Raw genomic sequence first — 3640 nt, 5'->3', positions numbered from 1 at the left:
CCTGCGCGCTGTATGAGTTCGCGGGAGAAGGCCACGCTTCCGGCAGGAAGCGACCATCCGCCGGGCATGGGAACTGGAACTGGCGTTCTACCAGCAGGTGCTGGCGCTTCCCGTCTCCCCTGCCCCCGTGATTGATCTGATGGCGGATGGGCAGGGCGTGCGGCCGTAGCCCGGCCGGACAGATCAGTCGGTTTCGTCTTCCTCGGCAATGGCCTTGTTGTCGCGCGTGGGGCGGAAGCGGCCCTGACGCAGGGCGTCCTCGATATCTTCAAGCGAAGCGCCGCGTGTTTCAGGCACCATGAAGAAGACGAACAGCACCGAAAGCAGGTTGACCCCGGCATAGAACCACATGGTGCCGCCCAGCGTGATCTTGGAGACCAGCGTCAGCGCCGTGCTGGTCACCAGCAGGTCACTGCCCCACAGCATGGCCGAATGCAGGCTGGTGGCGTTGCCGCGCATGGACAGCGGGAACATTTCAGCACCCAGCAGCCAGCCGACAACCTGGATGCCGCCCGCGTTGAACACCATGAACAGCAGCATGAACGCGATGATGAGCCAGCTTCCCGCGCTGCCGGGCTGCGGGTGGAGGAGGAACATGATCCCGAGCCCGATCAGGCTGACGACGCTGCCCGGCCCCATGATCAGGACCAGGCGGCGGCGGCCGATCCGGTCCACGATGTTCGAGCCCAGAACGGTCATGACCAGATAGATGATCGCGATGCCGATACTGGCCATGAGCGCGGATGAACTGCCAAACCCCGCATCCGACAGGAAGGTCGGCGCGTAGTAGATCATCATCTCCAGCCCGCCCGCCTGCGTGAAGAAGGCGACGCCAAGGGCGGCGACCAGCGCGGGGCGCACCCATGGCTGCATGACGCCGCGCCAGCCCACGTCGCGCGGGTCGGTTTCCTCGTTCGCATTGGCGTGGATGTGGCGCATCTCGCGCCGGATTTCGCGCTTGGTGGTGCGGATGCGCTGAAGCTGCTCCAGCGCGGAATCGAAACTTTCATGCTCGGCGGCCCAGCGCGGGCTCTTGGGCAGGAAGAACATGGAAACGAACACGATTCCCGCCGGGATGGCCGCGATGGCCACCATCGGCCGCCAGCCCCATGCATCCCGTGCGGCGAAACCGATGATGTTGGCCGCCAGGATGCCGATGCCGATGGCGATATTGAACATCGTGACCATGTGGCCGCGCTGGTGCGCCGGGGCCAGTTCCGAGATGTACATCGGCACGACCTGCGTGGACCCGCCCACCGCCAGCCCCAGGAACACGCGTGAGATGATAAGCGTATAGACATCGGGCGAGAAGGCGCAGGCCAGCGCGCCCAGCACGAACACCGCCGTCACGATCATGACGGAGGACCGACGCCCGTAATGTTCGGACAGCCAGCCCGTCAGCAGCGAACCCATGACCGCGCCCGCCAGAATGGCGGAGGCCACCATCTCCTGATAGAAACTGCTCAGGTGGAAATCACGCGTGATGAGCAGCAGCGCGCCCGAGACGATGCCGGTATCGTAACCATAGAGGCCGCCGCAGATGGCGGCCACGATGGCTGCGAGCCATAAAGTCTTTTTGGCGTTGGGGGAAATCTCGATATTCGTCAGATCGGGCAACGGCTCGATGGCCGGCTGGTCATGTAGGGCAGGCGGGGCTTGATCGTTCATGCGGGGGCCTTCTCCTTCCTTGTCTGTTCATATTAAAGCGGGCGTGCCGGTCCGGTTCCCCCGTGGGTGCGCCCGCTAGCGGGGGGCGGTGTCCAGGGCGGCTTTCGTGCTGGCGATCCGGCTGAGTGCTGCGTGCAGGCGCGACCAGTCATCGGCGGTGGCGATGGGCTGCCAGATGGCTTCCACGGTTTCAACGGGCATCATGGACGGTGTCTCCCCCCCGAAATAGGGATGCGACAGGTCAATGCCCGGTGCGGGCTCATGCAGCATGATCCGGTCGTACAGGGGCCGGAAGCTGTCCTGAGCATAAAAGTCCTTACGTAGTCCTGATGTGGCGCGTTCCTGACTTGCGGGGCCACCATACCAGTCAAAAAACGGAAATTCAAACCCGATCTGACTTTCGAGCATGAAAGAGAACAGGGATTGACGTAGATCACTGGATGATTTTCTTGAATTCTCTTTCATCCCCATCCGCTTGAGCACTGTAATATCAAGAAATCTTTCATATCTTTCCGGAAAGTCGTCAAAAATACTTTGTATGGTCCCGATGTTGGAAAAAGGTAGCAGGCATTCCCCCAGCCGCGCCACGTTCCATGCCATCGCCCGGGGCTGGCGGCCATAGGCGTACAGGCCGGAATGATCGAAGTAGGCGGCCGTGAAATCGGGATCGAAATGGGGCAGGAACCGCCACGGGCCGTAATCGAAGCTCTCGCCCGTGATGTTGATGTTGTCGGTATTGAGCACGCCATGGACAAAGCCCGCCGCCATCCACTGTGCGGTCATTTCGGCAATGCGGGTGGTCGCGGCGTCATACAGTGCGGCGGCGGGGTCCGGCGCGTCGGACAGGTGGGGGTAATAGGTCTCGATCACATAGGCCAACAGACGCTGGATGCCCGCCCTGTCATCATGGGCCAACAGGCGCTGGAACGTGCCGATGCGGATGTGGGAGTGGCTGAGCCGCGCCAGCACGCATGACCGCGTGGGCGAAGGCTCGTCGCCCCGGTGCAGGCTCTCGCCCGTTTCGATCACGCTCAGGGTGCGTGACGTGCGCACGCCCAGCGCGTCCAGCCGCTCGCTGGCCAGGATTTCCCGGAGTCCGCCCTTCAGCGTCAGCCGCCCGTCACCCCCGCGTGACCATGGCGTGGTGCCGCTGCCCTTGGTGCCAATATCCAGCAGCCGCCCGTCCACCGCGTCCACAAGCTGCGCGAACAGGAAGCCCCGGCCATCGCCAAGGTCGGGATTGTACGCATGGAACTGATGGCCATGGTAGCGCAACGCCAGCGGTTGGGGCAGCGAGCCGGGCAGCGGGTCGAAATAACCGAAATGGCGGATCCACTCCGCGTCATCGAGGGTGTCGAGACCGATGCGCGGCGCGACGTCGTCATTACGGTAGCGCAGGATATGGGCCGGGAAGTCGGCGACCTGCACGACATCATAGAATTCATCACCCAGTTGGCTGTGATGCGTGGCGGGGGTGTAGGTTCTGGAAAGGGGCATTTCATCTACTTTATGTGTGATAATAAATTATCATGTCTCGGGGGCGGTTTGAAAAGCCTGCCTCAGGACATCCCGCAAATCCTAGGGAAGTTTCTGGTGCGGCTCTGTTCAAAAGGCTGCGGGAAACGCCGTCTTTTTTGAAAAGAGGGCGGAACCCGGAAACTTTGTTGTTTTTTATCAATCAGTTGTTTTCAAATGGCCCATCAGGATCGCGGACCGGAAGGTCGAGCGAAAAAGGTACCGGGTTATGCAGGCAGGCCATGACTTCCGGCATGGAGACGGTGGCGATGTCGTCCGGTATCCAGCGCGGTGCGTTGTCCTTGTCGATCAGGCGCGCGCGCACGCCCTCGGCAAAGTCCGGACGGCGCAGCAGGTGGCAGATCAGGCGGAATTCCTGCTCCAGCACCCGGTCCAGATCAGGCAGCCCGCGCGCCGCGTGATAGGCGGCGAAGGTGACGCAGAGCGAAAAGGGGCA

3 protein-coding genes are annotated in these 3640 nt (G+C 62.3%); all 3 read right to left on the bottom strand.

Annotated features, from left to right (window positions below; genetic code table 11):
• Positions 1 to 183: 183 nt before the first annotated feature.
• Positions 184 to 1668, bottom strand: a complete 1485-nt coding sequence (locus tag JCM25156_RS11235) for a sugar porter family MFS transporter (RefSeq protein ID WP_025813147.1) — start codon at positions 1666 to 1668, stop codon at positions 184 to 186.
• A 75-nt stretch (positions 1669 to 1743) separates the two neighbouring features.
• Positions 1744 to 3165 (bottom strand): protein adenylyltransferase SelO, encoded by a 1422-nt coding sequence (locus JCM25156_RS11230; protein WP_025813144.1) that lies wholly within the window; start codon positions 3163 to 3165, stop codon positions 1744 to 1746.
• A 181-nt stretch (positions 3166 to 3346) separates the two neighbouring features.
• The coding region (locus JCM25156_RS23705; RefSeq protein ID WP_034959444.1) for an enoyl-CoA hydratase/isomerase family protein at positions 3347 to 3640 on the bottom strand (294 nt) is incomplete at its 5' end.

Source organism: Komagataeibacter kakiaceti JCM 25156 (genome assembly GCF_000613305.1).
Note: the sequence above shows the minus strand (reverse complement) of the source record. Positions and strands in the feature narration are given on the sequence as shown.